The sequence below is a fragment of the Actinoplanes sp. NPDC023801 genome (assembly GCF_040639655.1).
Classification (GTDB): domain Bacteria; phylum Actinomycetota; class Actinomycetes; order Mycobacteriales; family Micromonosporaceae; genus Actinoplanes.
Map to the genome: position 1 here is coordinate 151,997 of NZ_JBFAAI010000009.1, position 16,286 is coordinate 168,282.

A 16,286-nucleotide genomic window follows, 5' to 3' on the forward strand; every position below is an offset into this window, starting at 1 on the left:
CGATGAGGCAATCCGCCGATATGCGGACGCGGCCGGCGTCGCTGCTCCGACAGCGCAAATTCGCGCTGCTCTGGGCCGGCCAGTCGGCCTCGGTCTTCGGCACCGAGATCACCTTCGTCGCGGTGCCGTTGACCGCCGTCCTGGTGCTGGACGCGACACCGATGGAAGCCGGCGTGCTGCGCGCCCTGGAAACCGTGCCGTTCCTGCTGTTCGGGCTGTTCGTCGGCGTGCTGCTGGACCGCCGGGCACGACGCTCCGTGATGATCGTCGCCGACGTGGTGCGTGCCGCGGCGCTGGCCTGGATCCCCATCGCCTACGCCCTCGACGTGCTCACCATCGCTCAACTGTTCGTGGTGGTCTTCGTGCTCGGCGTGATGACCGTCTTCTTCGACCTCGCCTATCAGTCGTACCTGCCCGGTCTCGTCGGCCGCGACAGGCTCACCGAGGCGAACGGGAAACTGCAGCTGTCAGCGTCGGGAGCGCAGGTCGCCGGGCCCGGCGCGGCGGGTCTGCTGATCGCCTGGCTCGGCGCGCCGGTGGCGCTCGCGGTGGACGCGATGACCTACGTGATCTCCTTCTTCACGGTGGCGCGACTGCCGGCCGACGAGGTGGCGAAAGCGCAGCCGGACGTGCCGGCCGCCTCGGTGGGCGCCGCCATCCGCGAGGGAATCTCGGTGCTCTGGCGCCACCCGCTGCTGCGCTGGTGCACCACCGCCGCAGTGATCATCAACCTGTTCTCCGCGGTCGTGATGTCGCTGTTCTTCCTCTTCCTGGTGCAGGAGGTCGGAATCGGCGCCGCGCAGGTCGGCCTCGTCGTCGCGGCCGGCAGCGTCGGCGCACTGGCCGGCTCGATGATGGTCGGCCGGCTGAGCAGATGGTTCGGCGACGGCCCGGCCATCATCGTGTCGATGGCCCTGTCCACACTGGGCTACCTGCTCGTGGCGCTGGCGCCGGCGAAGTCATCGGCGGCGTTCGCCGTTGCGGCGCTCGGCTCCTTCATCGCCCTGTTCGGCGTCCCCGTCTTCAACGTGCTGGTGGTCAGCCTCCGGCAGATCTCCACCCCGGACGAACTGCTCGGCCGGGTGAACGCCACGGCGCGTACCTGCATCTGGGGGGCCGCCTCGGCGGGCGCGCTGCTCGGCGGCGCGTTCGCGTCCGTGGCCGGGCTGCGCGAGGCCGTCCTGGTGGGCGCGGCGGGGACGTTCCTGGCCGCCCTCGTTCTGCTGTTCTCGCCGGTGCGCGCGGTACGCGACCTGCACGCGACTGCCACCGGGCACGGCCCGGCGGCCGAGCCGCGGACCGGCCCGACCGATCAGGAGCAAACACCATGACGACGACACCGACGCCCGCCGGCGTACCGCCGATCTTCCGGTGGCCGGCGGTGCCGCCCGCGGCGGATCCGAACGACGACTACTGCGTACCCCGGGGGGACGGACGATGACGAGCGTCGAGACCTGGCAGGAAGAGGGCTACCAGCTCTCCCCGCAACAGCTGGCACGGCTGGCCGGTATCGGCCGCACGGCGGTGCGCACCGTGCACATCGCCGACCGGATCCCGGTGCGCGACCTGCAGGTCCGCATCGCGGCGCTGGTCACGGCACACGAGATCCTGCGCACCCGCTACACCGAACTGGCCGGATTGCGTACGCCCGTGCAGGTCGTGGATCCGGCGGGCCCGGTCGCGATCGAGCGCGGAGGCGGGGAACGTACCCTGCTGCGCGCCGGCCAGCTGACCGTCGAGCACGAATTCGTCCCGGAGGGCACCCGGCTGGTGCTCACGCTGCCCGAGCTGAGCGTCGACGACGCCTCCTGGACCCTGCTGATCAGTCATCTGCTGCCGGAGGCCCCGGTGGACGACGACGTCGCCGACGAGGAGCAGGCCTTGCAGTACGCCGATGTCGCCGCGTGGCTCGCCGAAGTCCTGGAGCAGTCGCCCGCGCCGCGGGCGGCCGGCGAGCCGCCGCGACCGCTCGCCGCGGCGGTGCCCTTCCTCACGCCCGCCGACCGCTGGGACACGGCCGCCGCGCCGGTGAGCGTCCATACCGTCGTGGCGGGCCCGGCGCTGGACCGGCTGGGCCGGCTCGCCGGGCAGTGCGGGGTGAACGAGGCGGCGGTGCTGCTGGCGCTCTGGCGCGCGCTGATCAACCGGTACAGCCGCGACGGCGACGACCGGATCGTGGTGCTGGCCGACGGCCGGTCCACCGAAGGCCTGACCAGCGTGCTCGGCCTGCTGGCGCGCCCGGTGCCGGCACGGCTGGCGATCGCTGCGGACACCTCGGTCGCCGACGCGCTGCGGGCGGCGAAGGACACGCTGCACACGGTCGCGGCGATCGAGAACCAGGTGGACCCGGCGGGTGTGACCCCGGCGGAGGGTAGCCCGCTGTCGTTCCAGCACCGCCGCGACCGGTGGGCCGACGCGCTCTGGGCCGACCTCGCCGGGTACGACGCGCCGGGCCCGCTGCACCTGGACTGCGTCCGCGGGCCGCACAGCCTGCGCCTGAGCTTCATCGGAACCGGCGGCCGGGTCACGCCGGACGACCTCGGCCTGCTCGCGGCGGCCTTCGAGCATCAGCTCACCGATGTGCTCGCCGGTGACACCGCACGCGCCGTGGGCGGTCTGCGGGTCAGCGCGCCGGCCGCGCCGGCCACCCCCGCCGAGCCGCCGGCCCGCTACGACACGGTGCTCGACCGCTTCCTCGGGCAGGCCCGGCGCACCCCCACGTCGCCCGCACTGCGCAGCGGCGAGACCGTCGTGTCGTACCGCGACGCGGCGCTGGCCGCGGACGCGGTCGCCCACCTGCTGCGCGAGCACGGCGTCCAGGCAGGCCAGCGGATCGCGCTGCTGGCTCCGGCCTCGGCGGAGACCGTCGTCGCGATGCTCGGGATCTGGCTCGCGGGCGCCGCATTCGTCCCGATCGACCCGGGGTGGCCGGCGCGACGGATCGAGACGGTCCTGCGCGAAGCCGATCCCGCGCTGCTGCTCAACCCGGATGCCACGGCTGATCACCCGTCGGCCGTACGCACGGCCGACGCCGTCGTCGACCCGCAACGTCCGGTGACCGGCGTGCCGGCCGGCGGCGCCGCCTATGTGATCTTCACATCCGGTACCTCCGGCCCGCCCAAGGGTGTCGTCATCGGGCACGAGCAGCTGGCGCACTACGCCGAGGCGATCAGTGAGACGCTCGCGCTGCCCGAGGCCGCCGAGTTCGCGGCGGTCTCCACCCTCGCCGCGGACCTCGCCTACACCGCGATCTTCCCGACCCTGGCCGGCGGTGGCTGTGTCCAGCTGGTGCCCGCCGAAACCGCCACGGACCCGGCCGCGCTCGCCGAGTGGTTCCAGGCCCGTCCGGCCGCCGCGATGAAGCTGGTCCCCTCGCACCTGTCCGCACTGCTGGCCGAGGCGGCCGACCCGCGGGCACTGCTGCCCGGCACGGCGCTCGTGCTCGGCGGCGAGCTGTTGCCGCGAGCGTTGTACGAGCGGCTGCGCGAGCTGGCGCCGGCACTGCGCGTCTACAACCACTACGGCCCGACCGAGACGACGGTGGGCGCCTCGTGCCTCCCGCTGGACGAGCCGATCGACGCCCGCTGCTCCTCGATCCCGGTGGGTCAGGGCCTCGGCGCGAATGTCCTGACGGTGGTCGACGCGGACGGCGCCGCGGTGCCACCGTGGTGCCTGGGCGAGGTGCTGATCAGCGGGCCCGGCGTGGGGCTGGGCTATCTCGACCGGTTGCGCGACGGGCTGCCGGGCTTCGGTACGGCGCCGGCCGCGCCTGCGTACCGGACCGGCGACCTGGGCCGCCTCGTGCCCGGCAACGGCGTGGAGATCCTCGGCCGGATCGACGATCAGGTGAAGCTGCGCGGCTTCCGCGTCCAGCTCGGCGAGATCGAGATGCTGCTGGCCGGGCTGCCCGGAGTTCAAGCCGCGGCCGTCGTGGCCCGCGCCGCCGACAGCGGCCTGGTGACCCACCTCGACGCGTACCTCACCGCCGCCGCGGGCGGGCCGGCCCCCTCCATCGAGCAGGTGCGTGCGGCGGTCGGCCTCCAGCTGCCGGCCGCCTTGATGCCGACCGGCTGGCAGGTGCTGGACCGGCTGCCGCTGACCCGCAACGGCAAGCTCGATCGCCGGGCACTGGCTCCGATCGAGCCGCCGAAAGCCCGCACCGGCCGGCCTCGCGACTCGGTGGAACAGCGTCTGGTGGCGCTCTGGTCGGCGAACCTCGAGCAGGACGTCTCCTCCCCGGACGCCGACTTCTTCGAGCTGGGCGGGCATTCGCTGCGGGCGATCAAGCTGATGGCCCAGATCAACAGCGCGTTCGGCTGTCGCCTGCCGATGTCCACGGTGTTCAGCGCGCCGACCGTGGCTGCCATGGCGGCGCTGCTGCGTACCAGCGAGGTGCAGGACTCGAACCTCGTCCCGCTGCGCGCCGCCACCGGTCCCGACGCCGGCGCCCCGGTCTTCTGCATCCACCCGGGCGGCGGCAACACGCTCAGTTACTGGGAGCTGGCCCGGGTGCTGCCGGCCGACCGGCCGGTCTTCGGCATCGAGTCCTGGGGTCTGCACGGCCGGACACCGCAGGAGGACTTCGCCGCCATGGCGGAGGAGAACGCGGCGACCATCGCGGCCGTCGGCGGCGCCCCGCCGGTGATCATCGGCTGGTGCTTCGGCGGGCCGATGGCCTTCGCCACGGCTCAGGCGCTGCGCCGTTCCGGACACCAGGTGGCCAAGCTGATCATCGTCAACGGCCCGGTCCCCAGCGACGAGGACGGCTCCCTGGCACGGCGCCCGGACGACTACTTCCTGCGCCGCTTCGCCTTCCACTACCAGCTGGAACTGCCGGAGGGCTCGCTCGGCCGGCCGGAGCTGCTGGCCGCCATGCAACGCGTCGGGCGGCTGGCCCCGGACTCCGGGGAGTGGGAGCTGCGCACCCTGCTCGACGTCTTCACCGCCAACATGACCGCCCTGGACCGCTACTTCCTGCTGGAACCCACCAAGCTCGACGCCCCGGACTTCCCGGTGCTGCTGGTACGGGCACAGCCGGAGGACACGCCGCCGGAGCCCGACCCGACGTGGGGCTGGGAATCGGTGGTCGGCCCGCAGCTGGGCTTCGGCTCGGTGGCGGCCACCCACCACGGCATCATGCGGCAGCCGGCGGTCGACCAGCTCGCCGCATTGATCAGACAGAACATCCAGGCATGATCCAGCCGAGGCTCGAGAGAAGCGGACGCAGCAGATGAATGAAACGACTTCCACGGCGGCGACGACGCGCTCCCTGAAGAGTGCGACCCGGCGGTCGGTGCAGGCCTCCGGCACCGAGCCGGTGACCTTCGGTTTCCTGCCGGAGGCACCGTCCACGCCGGCCGTCATCACGCCGGCCGGTACGGGCGTCGACCTGCCCGGCTGGCTGCGCGCACACGGGGAGGCCGTCGAGGCGCGGCTGCTGCGGCACGGCGCGGTCCTGCTGCGCGGCTTCCACGGCGGCTCGGTGGAGAAATTCGAGCAGGCCGCCTCGGCTCTGTGCGGCACCCTGTTCCGGGAGTACGGCGACCTCCCGCGGGAGGGCGAATCGGATCAGGTGTACAAGTCGACGCCGTACCCGCAGGACCTTTCGATCCTGTTCCACAACGAGAGCTCGCACCTGCCGCAATGGCCGATGCGGCAGTTCTTCTCCTGCATCGTGGCCCCGCAGTCCGGCGGCCAGACACCCATCGTCGACTGCCGGACGGTCCTCGACCGGATGCGTCCGGAACTGGCCGAGCAGTTCGCCACCAAGAAGCTGCTGTACGTCCGCAACTTCATCGACGGCGTCGACGTCAGCTGGTCACGTTTCTTCGGCACCGAGGACCGCGCCGAGGTCGAGCGCAGATGCGCCGAGGAGGGAACGGACTTCGAGTGGACGCCGGAGGGCGGGCTGCGGACCTCGCGGCAGGCCGCGGCGGTCCTGCACCACCCAGTGACCGGCGAGGCCGTCTTCTTCAACCAGTTGGCTCTGCACCACCCGTCCGCGCTCGACCCGGAGACCCGGGCCTCGCTGCTGGAGATCTGCGGCGAGCAGGGTATGCCGCGCAACGTCTTCTGGGGCGACGGCACGACCATCGACGACGCCGTGGTGACCGAGGTCCGCGATCTGATGGACCGGGAGGCCGTCGCGTTCTCCTGGCAGGAGGGCGACATCCTGGTCATCGACAACATGCTTGTCGCGCACTCGCGCAGCCCGTTCACCGGGCCGCGCAAGATCGTGGTGGCGCTCGGCGACATGACCGGCGGTTGACGGGTGACCGGCCGTGAGCGGATGATCCAGCGATGTGTCGTTCGGGCCGGCGAGCCGGGGGAGAGCGGATGTCATGAAGTTTCTTCTCACCTCGGCGGGCATCGGTAACCCGAGCATCTCCGGCGCGCTCGTCGACCTGCTGGGCAAGCCGATCGCCGAATCCACGGCCCTGTTCATCCCCACCGCGGTCCACCCCTTCCCCGGCGGAGCGGAGAGCGCGTGGAAGGCGATGCACGGCCAGGCCTCGATCCCGCTGTGCCAGCTGGGCTGGAAATCGCTGGGGCTGTTGGAGCTCACCGCGCTGCCGACCATCCGGGAGGAGAACTGGGTCCCGGCGGTCCGGGGAGCCGACGCCCTCCTCGTCTGGGGCGGCGATGTGCTGTACCTGACCTACTGGCTGCGCCGATCGGGGCTGGCCGACCTCCTGCCGTCGCTGGGTGACACGGTCTATGTGGGGGTCAGCGCCGGGAGCATCGCGGTCACCCCGTACAACTGCGACGCCGAGTTCGACCTTCAATTCGTCCCGGACGGCAGTGACATGGCGCAGGACGCCGACCGGGCGCTGGGGCTCGTGGATTTCACGCTGTACCCCCACCTCAACCATCCGGACATGGAGGACACCCAGCTGTCCAACATTGAGAAGTGGGCGTCCGGAATCCCGGTCCCGACCTACGCCATCGACGACAACACCGCCCTCAAGGTGGTCGATGGCACCGTCGACGTGATCTCCGAGGGCGACTGGAAGTTGATCAACCCCTGACCGGGACACTGCCCGGCTCGATGCCAGCGTCGCCAGGGATGCGGGAACCCGGACAGCTTCGCCAGTCCCACGAAGTCACGCATCCCGGCTGCGTAGCGGCCGGTGCACTGCCATCCTGCTCGTAGCAGGGCGGCGTCCACGTCGTCGTCGGTACGTCCGGGTTCGACAAGACCCGCCTTGACCAGGTCCGATCCTGGCTGACCGACCGGGCCGGACCGGGTTCGTCATCGCGCCGAACTTCGCCGTCGGAGCAGTGCTGATGACCGAGTTCGCCCATCGGGCCGCCCGGTACTTCGAGTCGGCAGAGATCGTCGAGATGCATCACGCGAACAAGCTCGACGCTCCCAGCGGCACCGCCGTGCACACCGCGGAGATGATCGCCGCCGACCGGGCAGCGGCCGGACGGCGCACGATGCCCGACGCCATCCAGGACAAGGACGGCACCGCGCGCGGCAGCGAGGCCCACGGTGTACGCATCCCCGGCGTACTGCTCGCCGTACGCGCCGTCCCGGACCGTCCCGGTCTGACGATCGGCCTGGGTCCGCTGCTGAGCTGACCGGCCGGGTCGCGCCCCGGTCCGGAAGCGCGGCCGGTCACCCTGGCGGTAGCAGCCCGGCCCACGTCATGTCGAGCAGGCGCTCGCGGCTGTCGGGTGAGGGCAACGCGGCTGCGGCAGCCAGCGCATGCAGACAGTAGGTGGCGAGTTCGGCGGGCGGGGCATCGGTGCGGACGATGCCGGCGTCGGCGGCGCCGGCGATGGCCTCGGTGACGAGTTCGTGGAGCCGCTGATGGGCCGGCGGCATGTGGGCGGCCCGGTGAAGGGTCAGCGCGAGCTGTGTGGCCTGCGCGGGTGATGCGCCGTCGGCGTGGTGACCGTGCCCGGCATGGGTGCCGGTGCTGGACAGGTGAAGGTAGGTGGCCAGCACGGTGCGCAGCCGTTCGCCGGGATTCCGGTCCTGTGCGGCGATGCCGGCGAGTTGATCGAGGTGGGCGGTGACCTGCCGGTCATGCCAGGCGATCACGATGGACTGCACGTCGGGGAAGTATTTGTACAGCGTCGCGCGGCCGATACCGACCTGTGCGGCGATCTGCGACATGTTCACCGCCATGCCGTGCTCGGCGACGAGTGCGGCCGTGGCGTCCAGGATCGCCGCGTGCACGGTGTGGCGGTGTTGGTCGACGGTCGACTCCCACAACTTCGGCACATTCGCATCGTACGCATTGCACTGGCTGTGTCGTACTGTCTATCTCCAATACAGTGTGTATTGCAAAATCGAGGGGGAGTCATGGTGCGTCGCGAGAGGCCGGAGGCGGACGAGGGTATGCCGCGCTGGGTGAAGATCTTCCTCATCGTCGGCCTGGCCCTGGCGGTGTTGATTCCGGTGGCCGTGCTGGCCGGACACGGCCCTGGTCGGCATCTGGGTCATGCGGCGGTTCCGGGCGCCGCGATCGGCGGCAGGGGATGACGCTGCGCCCGGGGCTGCGCCGGGCCGGCCTGCTGCTGCACATCGCCGCCTCCGTCGGATGGCTCGGCGCCGTCACGGCTTCGCTCGCGCTGGCCGCTCTGGGCCTCGCCGCCGACGAGCCGCGCACGGCCGATGCCGCGTACCTGGTTCTGCCGCCACTGGGCTGGTACGTACTGGTCCCGTTCGGTGTCGCCAGCCTGGTCACCGGGGTGACGCAGTCCCTGATCACCATGTGGGTCCTGGTGCGTCACTACTGGGTGGTCGTCAAGCTGGTGCTCACCGTGTTCGCCGTCGCGGTGCTGCTGCTGTACATGCGCACGTTGAGCACCCTCGCCGAGGTGGCCGGTGCCGCCGCGGGCGGCGGGCCGCCCACGACCGCCGGTGCGTCACCGCTGGTCCACGCGGGTGGCGCCGCGCTCCTGCTGCTGGTCGCGCTGGCGCTGTCGGTGTACAAACCGCGCGGCCTGACGCCGGCCGGACGCCGCCGGCGTGGCATCGATGTACCCGCCCGCGGAGCCTGACCGGGCGTCATGCCGGCCGGCGGCGCGGCCAGCAGACCGCGCGCTACGGTGGACGCCGTGACGAGGTCGAGGGCGACAGCGGCAGGCCGTGCGGCCCGCCTCGTCCTGCTGCTGGCGACCGCTCTCGGGCTGGCGTCCATGCATACGCTCGGCCACACCGGTGTCCGCGCCGGCCATCACCCGGCGTCGGCCGCCATGACCTCGGCGTCGGCCGCCATGACCTCGGCGTCGGCCGCCATGACCTTGGCGTCGGCCACTGCCGGGGCTTTGTCCACTGTCGTCACCGCGGCGGCACGGCCGTGCCCGGACGGGCACTGCGACGGTCACGGCGGTCACGGCTCGGGAGCCTGGAGCGCCTGCGTGGCGATCCTGACCGGGCTGGCCGTGATCGTGATGCTGCTCTGGCTCGTGGCCGCGGTCCGCAGCCATCGCCTGCTGCTGGTACCCACTCCGCTCCGGGCACTGTCCCCGCGCGCACCACCGGATCGCACCACCGGACTGACCCTCGCGTCGGCGGCGGTACTGCGCATATAGCAACGCCACCTCGACAGCGGCCGATCATCGGCCGTGTCGGGGCGTTCGCGCGTACCCGAATCCGACCGAAGGGTTTTGCCCGCAATGATGCGCAATTCCCAGCTGCCCTCCATCGTGCGGCGCTGCGGCCTGCTCGCCGGCGCTGCCGTCACCGCCACCCTCGTGCTGTCCGCGTGCGGCGGCCATTCGTCGCCGGGCACCGGCATGAACCACGGCACCTCCACCGCGAGCGCATCGGTGGCCGCGCCGGTGGCCGGCACGTTCAACGACGCCGACGTCACCTTCGCCGAGTCGATGATCCCGCATCACCAGCAGGCGGTGCAGATGGCGGCCATGGCCGCCGGTCGCGCCGGCGACGCCGGGGTCACCGAGCTCGCGAGCAAGATCCGGGCCGCGCAACAGCCCGAGATCGACACCATGACCGGCTGGCTGACCGCCTGGGGCAGGCCGGTCCCGGAGCCGCACATGAGCATGGGTTCCGGCATGGACCACGGCTCGATGCCCGGCATGATGACCGACGCGGACATGGCCGAGCTCATGGACGCCAAGGGCGCCGCGTTCGACAAACAGTTCCTGACCATGATGATCAGCCACCATGAAGGCGCCATCGAGATGGCGCAACGGGAAGTCGCGCAAGGCTCCAACGCCGAGGCCAAGGCCCTGGCGCAGAAGATCATCACCGATCAGCAGGCCGAGATCGCCACGATGAGGACCATCCTCGGCCGCCTCTGAATCCGGTGACAACCGGGCGGTCAGGCGCGACGCGCCAGGCCGCCCGGCCATCGGCACGCCGGTCGGGCCGATGCGGGCGGAGGCCCGCATCAACCCGGCCGCATGGCGTACGGCCGAGCCGTGCCCGGTCTCAGAGGTTCCCGCGAGCGAACCGCCCGTTGACTGGAACTGACGCAGGCCGAGCCCATGGCCGGTCGCGGCTGGAGAAGACCACGATCGGCCGCCTTGCCGAGCGATTGATCAGCCGGACGGGATGCAGCCGGTGAGGGCGAGGAAACGGTCGACCGCCAGTTCGGCCTCGGCGCGGAGGCGTTCGGGTGAGGGCGCCGGCTCGCCGAGCAGCGACCGGATCTGCACGTCGCGGACGACCAGCCCGTACAGCAGCTGGAAAGTCTCGGCGGGATCGCCGGCGCGCAGCAGGCCCTGGTCGGTGAGCCGGGTCAGGTAGTCCTCGATCAGCGGCCCGGTGGTGTGCCGTCCGTGCCGCAGCAGCAGAGCGGCGAGGCCGGGGGAGGCCATGGCGGCCCGGTTCAGTGCCACCGAGGTGTCGCTGGTGAGCAGTCGTAGCAGGTTCTCGGCGATGACGGTCAGGGTTGCGCGCGGCGCGGCGGGGCCCTCCAGGGCGGCGGCCACGGCTGTGGTGACCTGGCCGGACTGCCGTTCGATCAGGGCCGCGAGCAGCCCGTCGCGGTTGCTGAACCAGCTGTAGAGGCTCTCCTTGGAGCAGCCGGCGCGGGCGGCGACGGCCTGCATGGTGGTGCCGTCGAGGCCGTGGGCGACGAGTTCGGCGAGGGCCGCGTCGAGGGCGGCGTGGCGGCGGGTCTCCTGTTCGCCGGCGCGGGGCCGGCCTCGTCGGGTCTGTCCGGGCACAGAAAGCCTCCGATCGCCGCTGGCGCTTAATCGAACTGTCGAGTACGGTTTAATCCGTACCCGATGGTTCGATTATAGCTGGAGGCACCGTGGACGCCGCCCGACATACTGCCCGCACCTGGACCCTGGGGTCGGCCGCCGTGGCGACCGGCCTGATCGCCGGGTTCTTCTACGCCTACGCCTGCTCCGTCATGCTCGGGCTGGCCCGGGCCGACGATCACACCTTCATCACCGCCATGCAGTGGATCAACGCCACCGTCCGCAACGGATGGTTCGCCGCGAGCTTCTTCGGCGCCCTGCCGCTGACCGCCGCGGCCGCGATCCTGCACCTGCGCCGCGACGACAGGCGGGCGCTGCCCTGGGCGGCGGCAGCCTTCCTCCTCTACGCGGCCGCTTTCGCGATCACGATGGGCATCAGCGTGCCGCTCAACGAGGAACTCGCGGCGGCCGGCGACCCCGGATCCATCAGTGATCCCGGCGCTGTGCGGGCGGCGTACGAGGACGTGTGGGTGCGCTGGAACCTGGTTCGTACGCTCGCCTCGACCGCCGCCCTGGCCTGCCTGGTCCGGGCACTGATCGTGCATGCCCGGCCGCCCGCGCCCGACCGCACCCGACCGCACGCCCCCGCCCGTCCCGACCGCGCCGGATCGCCTGCCTGACCGTCCGCGCCCTGCCGGGCGTGACCGCCCCTGCTGAATCTGGAGATCCCTGATGGCTGACCTTCCCGCCACGATCCTGGCCGATGGCCCCGGTGAGACCTTCATCGGACTGGTCCTGATGTCCGGACTGTGCCTGGCGCCGATGATCATGCTGGGGCTGGGGGCCTGGGCCGCCTCGGGGAGCCGGCGTGGGCGCCGCATCGCGGTGTGGATCAGCGTCGTGATCGTGCTGTTCTACGGGCTGTCGGTGCTGGGCAGCCAGTTCTCGTGGCCGAACCCGCGATTCCACGGTGAGATCGCCGATACCGCCCTGCTGATCCTGATCGGCTGCGGTGGCTTCCTGTCGCTGCCCTGGCTTCTCGCGTTCGGTGTCACCAAGCTGGGCACACGCGGCACACATGGCACGCCGGAACCGGAGTCGGCACCGGAGTCGGTGTCGGGTCCGGGATCGGATCCGGCGCCGCCGTCGCAGCCCGGACCACAGTCCTAGAACCGCACCGGCAGTACGCTGCGTCGGCGCGGACCATCACGTCGCCGACCATCGACGCCGGTGTCAGTTCGCTGTGCGCCGGCGGTAGTACCTGGCCTGGCGGTCACGGTGGGCGCAGGACTCATGGCAGTACCGGCGACGAGGATGGTGCTGGACGAAGAACAGGCAGCAGCCGGGGCCTTCGCAGCGGCGCAGCAGCCGGGCCCGGCCCCCGGTGAGCAGTTCGATGCAGGCGGTGGCCAGGCCGCCGAGGAGCGCGGCGTCACCGGTTGCGGCGTCTCGTCGGCTGTCCGCGACAAGCACCGCGCCGGATTGCCGGATCATCTGCGGGTACGTCGGCGCCTGGGCGGCGGTTGCGTTGACGTGCGTGACCGCCGTCGCGAGTGGCGCAGCGCCGGCGACCGTCGCCGCGAACAGGGTGCGGATGCTGTCCCGCAGAGACCTGGCCGCCGCCGTGTCGCGCGCCGGCGGTGCTCCGGCCGTGGTGAACCAGAGCGTGGCGAGTTCGGTCGTGCCGAGGAAGTCCTCGTCCCCGTACAGCGTGTTGGCGAATTCCACGACCAGCGGTTCAGTGCCCAGGAGCGGCATCTCTACGTCGTCCACGCGACTATTCTATGCTGACGGTTAGAAAGGCATGTTACCGTCAGCCGCATGATGACCTGGCGACATGTCACCCCCGATGACTTCCCGCTGCTGGGCCGTTGGCTGGCGGAGCCGCACGTAGCGCGCTGGTGGCATCACGAAACGTCGCCGGCGGCCGTGGAACGCGACTTCGGGCCGTCCGCGCGCCGGGAGGAACCGAACGAAGACCTGCTGGCGTTCCTCGACGGTGCACCGATCGGGCTGCTGCAACGCTCGTTCCTGCACGACTACCCCGAGTACCTCGAGGAGTTGACGCCGCTCACCGCGGTGCCGGCCCGCGCGATGACGATCGACTACCTGATCGGCGGCGCGGCGGACGTCGGGCGTGGCATCGGCACCCGCATGATCCGCTCGGCGCTGGATCGACTGTGGGCCGACCATCACGACGCCGAGTGCGTGATCGTAGCGGTGCATGCCGACAACACACCGTCGTGGCGGGTGCTGGAGAAGGCGGGCATGACGCGCGTCGCCCACGGCGAGATCGATCCGGACAACCCGATCGACGACCGGCGCCATTATGTCTACCGGATCGATCGGCCCCAGGACCGTGTGGGGGAGCCGGCAAAAGATTCCGAGGTTCCACCCATCCACCGCTGAGGCTGTTCCGAATCGTCGGTGTAGTCCCGATGATGGAGGAAACCCGAAATGCGTGCATTCAAGTTCACCGCCGTTACCGCCACCGCCCTGTTCACCGTGTCGCTGGCCGCGTGCGGCAGCGATGACAGCACCGCCGGGTCGGCGGCGCCCGCCGCACCGGCCATGACGACCGCGGCCCCGACCGCGGCGGCGAGCCCGTCGGCCGCAATGGACATGGTCAACTTCGGTCCGGGCTGCGCCGCGGTGCCGGCCGACCCGGCCGACAAGGGCAGCTTCGCGTCGATGGCGCAGGTGCCGGTCGCCACCGCGGCGTCCGGCAATCCGCTGCTGTCGACCCTGGTTTCGGCGGTCAAGCAGGCCGGCCTGGTCGACTCCTTGAACACCGCTGACGCGGTCACCGTGTTCGCCCCGACCAACGACGCCTTCGGCAAGATCCCCGCAGCCGACCTGAAGAAGGTCCTGGCCGACAAGAAGACGCTGTCCGGCATCCTGACCTACCACGTCGTCCCCGGGAAGCTGACCCCCAGCGACCTGGCCGGCACCCACAAGACCCTGCAGGGCGGCGAGGTCACCGTCAGCGGCAGTGGCGAGCAGTTCAAGGTCGCCGGCACCGCCTCGGTGATCTGCGGCAACGTGCAGACCGCCAACGCCAACGTCTACATCATCGACACCGTGCTGATGCCCAAGAGCTGACCCGGCCCGGGAATCAGCCGAACGACCCGGCTCGTCATGAGCCGAGTCTCCCTTCCCCCGGAGGTTGTCGATGCAACGCATCATCGTGGGCGCGGCCTCCGGGATCCTCGCCGCGGGCTTCGGCGTCGCGGCCGCGGAACTCCTCGCGGCCGCGACCCGGCCCCAGGCCGGACCACTGATCGCGGTCGGTGGCGCGGTCATCGACGCCACCCCCACCCCCCTCAAGGAATTCGCGGTACGCGAGCTCGGCACCTACGACAAACCCGCGCTGCTCGCCGGCATCGCCGTGGTGTTGCTGCTGTTCACCGCCCTCACCGGCATCCTGGGTTTGCGCCGCCGCATCGCGGTCGCGGCTGGCGCCGTCGTCCTCGGCGCGGCCGGTGCGGGGGCGGCGCTGTCGCGTCCCTCGGCCGACATGTTCGACACGGTCCCGTCGCTCTTCGGCGCCGCCACGGCCGGCGCTCTCCTGTGGTGGCTGCTGCACCGGGCCACCTCGATGCCTGATCGCCGCGGCCTCCGCACCGGCGACGCCCCGGCACCGGCGGGCGTACCGGAACGCGACTTCGACCGCCGGGCCTTCCTTCGCTCGGCGGCTCTGGTCGCCGGTGGCGCCGCGATGGCCGGCGGGAGCGCGCAATGGCTGAACCGAGCCCGGGCCGGCGCGTCCGCCAAGACCCGGCAGGCGCTACGGCTTCCCGCACCCGCCAGCCCGGCCAAGCCCGTGCCCGCCGGAGCCGGACCCGGCTTCTTCACCGCCAACAGGGACTTCTATCGCGTCGACACCGCACTGAGCGTCCCCCGCATCGACCTCGGTACGTGGCGGCTGCGTCTCCATGGCATGGTCGACAACGAGTTCGTTCTGTCGTTCGACGATCTGCTCGACAGGCCGCTGATCGAGCGTGACGTCACCCTCAACTGCGTCTCCAACGAGGTCGGCGGCCCCTACATCGGCACCGCGCGCTGGCTGGGCGTGCCCCTGGCACCCTTGCTGCGCGAAGCGGGCCTGCGCGCCGGCGCCGACCAACTCGTCGCGCGATCGGCGGAGGGCATGACCATCGGCACCCCCATCGACGTTTTGCTCGACGGGCGCGACGCGATGCTCGTCGTCGGGATGAACGGCGAACCCCTGCCTCTGGTCAACGGGTTCCCGGTACGGATGCTCACCCCCGGGTTGTACGGCTATGCCGGCGCCTGCAAATGGCTCACCGAACTGCAGGTCACCACCTTCGCCGACTTCGACGCCTACTGGGTCGAACGCGGCTGGGCCGCCCGCGGGCCGGTCAAGACCACCTCGCGCATCGACAGACCGAAACCGTTCGCCCGGCTCACCACCGGCGCCCAGACCATCGCCGGCGTCGCCTGGGCGCAAGGCCGCGGCATCAGCGCCGTCGAGATCAGCGTCGACGGCGGCACCTGGAAGCAGGCCGAACTGCTGCCCGTGCCGTCCGCTGACACCTGGGTCCAGTGGCGCTACGCCTGGAACGCCGCACCAGGACCGCACTCCATCGCCGTACGCGCCACCGACCGCACCGGAGCCGTGCAGACCGAGAAGAGGGCCACCCCGTTCCCCGACGGTGCCACCGGCTGGCACACCATCACCGTCACCATCGGCTGAGCCACAGAGGCCGGACGGCAAGCGCGTCGCGTCGCGGCGGCACGGCCGGCACGCCGGCCGCCCTCGCTGACCGGGTCGGTGGCTTCCGGCCTGAGATGAACATTGCGCCAACGACCGCATGCCCGGCGGACATGTGGGGCACCAGTCGGCTACTGCCCCTGTGAGGACCTGTGAGGTGTGCGATGACCGAACCTGCCACCACCGGCGGACTCGTCGACCCGGAGATCGCTCTGCAACGTCAGATCGAGACGCTCACCCAGCGTTTCCCGGAAGTGGACCGCTCCGAGCTTGCCGACCGTGTCCATGCGACGTACGAGCGGCTCCAGCAGGAGGCGACGGTCGATTCTCATCTGGTCGCCATGACCGAAAAGCAGGTCACCGAGGACCTGCGCCGCAGTGGCGAGACCGTCCACGTGCGCGGCGACGGCACGGACTGAAC

The 16,286-nt window shown here is 71.3% G+C and carries 17 protein-coding genes and 1 pseudogene; 15 read left to right on the forward strand and 3 right to left on the reverse strand.

Going from position 1 to position 16,286, the window contains the following annotated elements:
* The first annotated feature begins 2 nt into the window (after window positions 1-2).
* From AB0G04_RS18635 to AB0G04_RS18655, 5 genes and pseudogenes are all read left to right on the forward strand, one after another.
* Window positions 3-1,331, forward strand: coding sequence for an MFS transporter (locus AB0G04_RS18635; protein WP_360983613.1), 1,329 nt, complete (start codon window positions 3-5; stop codon window positions 1,329-1,331).
* A gap of 106 nt (window positions 1,332-1,437) precedes the next feature.
* Complete coding sequence (locus tag AB0G04_RS18640) at window positions 1,438-5,196, forward strand: amino acid adenylation domain-containing protein (protein WP_360983616.1); 3,759 nt, start codon at window positions 1,438-1,440, stop codon at window positions 5,194-5,196.
* Window positions 5,197-5,230: 34 nt separating this feature from the next.
* Window positions 5,231-6,268, forward strand: coding sequence for a TauD/TfdA family dioxygenase (locus AB0G04_RS18645; protein ID WP_360983619.1), 1,038 nt, complete (start codon window positions 5,231-5,233; stop codon window positions 6,266-6,268).
* 73 nt (window positions 6,269-6,341) lie between these two features.
* A complete protein-coding gene (locus AB0G04_RS18650; protein ID WP_360983622.1) occupies window positions 6,342-7,028 on the forward strand; it encodes a Type 1 glutamine amidotransferase-like domain-containing protein in 687 nt (228 codons plus the stop codon).
* Between the two features lie 125 nt (window positions 7,029-7,153).
* Window positions 7,154-7,584, forward strand: a pseudogene (locus tag AB0G04_RS18655) (dihydrodipicolinate reductase C-terminal domain-containing protein); the annotation flags it as partial.
* Window positions 7,585-7,621: 37 nt separating this feature from the next.
* On the opposite strand, the gene AB0G04_RS18660 reads toward AB0G04_RS18655, so the two are convergent.
* Entirely contained in the window at window positions 7,622-8,233 is a 612-nt protein-coding gene (locus AB0G04_RS18660) for a helix-turn-helix domain-containing protein (protein WP_360983625.1), read from the reverse strand.
* An 81-nt stretch (window positions 8,234-8,314) separates the two neighbouring features.
* Between AB0G04_RS18660 and AB0G04_RS18665 the strand changes: the two genes are divergently transcribed.
* The 4 genes from AB0G04_RS18665 (at window position 8,315) to AB0G04_RS18680 (ending at window position 10,281) form a co-directional block, all read left to right on the forward strand.
* On the forward strand, window positions 8,315-8,494 hold the full coding sequence (locus AB0G04_RS18665) for a hypothetical protein (RefSeq protein ID WP_360983628.1): 180 nt from the start codon (window positions 8,315-8,317) through the stop codon (window positions 8,492-8,494).
* On the forward strand, window positions 8,491-9,015 hold the full coding sequence (locus AB0G04_RS18670; protein ID WP_360983631.1) for a DUF2269 domain-containing protein: 525 nt from the start codon (window positions 8,491-8,493) through the stop codon (window positions 9,013-9,015). Before AB0G04_RS18665 ends, AB0G04_RS18670 begins: the two co-directional genes overlap by 4 nt.
* 57 nt (window positions 9,016-9,072) lie before the next feature.
* A complete protein-coding gene (locus AB0G04_RS18675) occupies window positions 9,073-9,549 on the forward strand; it encodes a hypothetical protein (protein ID WP_360983634.1) in 477 nt (158 codons plus the stop codon).
* Between the two features lie 84 nt (window positions 9,550-9,633).
* Complete coding sequence (locus AB0G04_RS18680) at window positions 9,634-10,281, forward strand: DUF305 domain-containing protein (RefSeq protein ID WP_360983637.1); 648 nt, start codon at window positions 9,634-9,636, stop codon at window positions 10,279-10,281.
* A gap of 240 nt (window positions 10,282-10,521) precedes the next feature.
* Here the strand turns inward: AB0G04_RS18680 and AB0G04_RS18685 are convergent, their stop codons facing one another.
* Window positions 10,522-11,151: a TetR/AcrR family transcriptional regulator gene (locus AB0G04_RS18685; RefSeq protein WP_360983640.1), complete on the reverse strand. Its 630-nt coding sequence runs from the start codon at window positions 11,149-11,151 to the stop codon at window positions 10,522-10,524.
* Between the two features lie 89 nt (window positions 11,152-11,240).
* Between AB0G04_RS18685 and AB0G04_RS18690 the strand changes: the two genes are divergently transcribed.
* Complete coding sequence (locus AB0G04_RS18690) at window positions 11,241-11,810, forward strand: anthrone oxygenase family protein (RefSeq protein ID WP_360983643.1); 570 nt, start codon at window positions 11,241-11,243, stop codon at window positions 11,808-11,810.
* A 52-nt stretch (window positions 11,811-11,862) separates the two neighbouring features.
* On the forward strand, window positions 11,863-12,300 hold the full coding sequence (locus AB0G04_RS18695; protein ID WP_360983646.1) for a hypothetical protein: 438 nt from the start codon (window positions 11,863-11,865) through the stop codon (window positions 12,298-12,300).
* Between the two features lie 63 nt (window positions 12,301-12,363).
* On the opposite strand, the gene AB0G04_RS18700 is transcribed toward AB0G04_RS18695, so the two are convergent.
* Entirely contained in the window at window positions 12,364-12,903 is a 540-nt protein-coding gene (locus AB0G04_RS18700; protein ID WP_360983649.1) for an ABATE domain-containing protein, read from the reverse strand.
* Window positions 12,904-12,951: 48 nt separating this feature from the next.
* Here AB0G04_RS18700 and AB0G04_RS18705 point away from each other — a divergent pair, with 48 nt between their 5' ends.
* From AB0G04_RS18705 to AB0G04_RS18720, 4 genes are all read left to right on the forward strand, one after another.
* The gene (locus tag AB0G04_RS18705) at window positions 12,952-13,539 is read left to right on the forward strand and encodes a GNAT family N-acetyltransferase (RefSeq protein WP_360983652.1); all 588 of its coding nucleotides are present in this window, start codon (window positions 12,952-12,954) and stop codon (window positions 13,537-13,539) included.
* Window positions 13,540-13,587: 48 nt separating this feature from the next.
* Window positions 13,588-14,232, forward strand: coding sequence for a fasciclin domain-containing protein (locus tag AB0G04_RS18710; protein WP_360983655.1), 645 nt, complete (start codon window positions 13,588-13,590; stop codon window positions 14,230-14,232).
* Window positions 14,233-14,302: 70 nt separating this feature from the next.
* Window positions 14,303-15,847, forward strand: a complete 1,545-nt coding sequence (locus tag AB0G04_RS18715; protein ID WP_360983658.1) for a molybdopterin-dependent oxidoreductase — start codon at window positions 14,303-14,305, stop codon at window positions 15,845-15,847.
* A gap of 182 nt (window positions 15,848-16,029) precedes the next feature.
* A complete protein-coding gene (locus AB0G04_RS18720) occupies window positions 16,030-16,284 on the forward strand; it encodes a three-helix bundle dimerization domain-containing protein (protein WP_360983661.1) in 255 nt (84 codons plus the stop codon).
* The last annotated feature ends 2 nt before the right edge of the window (window positions 16,285-16,286 follow it).